1 protein-coding gene is annotated in these 741 nt (G+C 61.5%); it reads left to right on the forward strand.

Annotated features, from left to right (window positions below):
• On the forward strand, window positions 1–741 hold a 741-nt coding region (locus AC1D1X_RS24885; protein WP_477699569.1), incomplete at both ends, for a thiosulfohydrolase SoxB family protein.

The following is a 741-nucleotide window of genomic DNA, read 5'->3' on the forward strand; positions in this document are numbered from 1 at the left end:
GCCGAACTGGACTTTCGGCATCCGCGAAAGCGAGATGCAGGAAACGGTGAATGAGGCGCGTGCCAAAGGAGCGCAAGCCGTGGTGCTGCTCAGCCACAACGGCATGGATGTGGACCTCAAGATGGCCTCGCGTGTCACGGGGATCGACGTGATTCTGGGCGGCCACACCCATGACGGCGTGCCGGTGCCTGTCATCGTCAAAAACCCCGGCGGGCAGACCATCGTGACCAACGCTGGCAGCAACGGCAAGTTTTTGGGCGTGCTGGACCTCAACGTCAAGGACGGCAAGGTGGCCGGTTTCAACTACCGGCTGCTGCCGGTGTTTGCCAATCTGTTGCCGGCCGATGCGGCCATGAATACGCTGATCGACAAGGTGAGGGCGCCTTACACCGCCAAATTGGGTGAAAAACTGGCTGTGACGGAAGGCACGCTGTACCGCCGCGGCAACTTCAACGGCAGCTTTGACCAGCTGATCCTGGACGCCCTGATGAATGTGCGTGGCGCCGAGATCGCGTTTTCGCCCGGATTCCGCTGGGGAACCTCTCTGCTGCCCGGCCAGGCCATTACGCGCGAGCACGTGATGGACCAGACTGCGATCACGTATCCCTGGACCACGCTGACGGACATGCGCGGCGACATGATCAAGACCATCCTGGAGGACGTGGGCGACAACCTGTTCAACCCCGACCCGTATTATCAGCAGGGCGGCGACATGGTGCGTGTGGGCGGTTTGACCTACAC

The sequence above is a fragment of the Polaromonas sp. P1_G4 genome (genome assembly GCF_056405475.1).